This window comes from Streptomyces sp. NRRL S-37, from assembly GCF_000721605.1.
Taxonomy (GTDB): domain Bacteria; phylum Actinomycetota; class Actinomycetes; order Streptomycetales; family Streptomycetaceae; genus Streptomyces.
In genome coordinates, this window is record NZ_JOIZ01000172.1 from 1 (window position 1) to 203 (window position 203).

General features: G+C 70.0%; 1 protein-coding gene. It reads left to right on the forward strand.

Translation table 11 applies throughout. The annotated features are described in order from the left end of the window. On the forward strand, positions 1-203 hold a 203-nt coding region (locus IH50_RS38585; protein ID WP_037873801.1), incomplete at both ends, for a hypothetical protein.

Sequence of the window (203 nt, forward strand, 5' to 3'; positions counted from 1 at the left end):
GGCGGTGGTCCTTGATCCGCGGCTGCGGCTGGGTGATGTGGAGGTCGCGGACGAGGACGAGCAGCACCGGGTTCTGGTGGAGTGGAACGACACTGCGGCGGAGCTGCCTTCGGGTTCGGTGGTGGCCGGGTTCGAGGCGCAGGTGGTGCGTGCTCCGGATGCGGTGGCGGTGGTCGCCGACGGTGTTGAGGTGTCGTACGCGG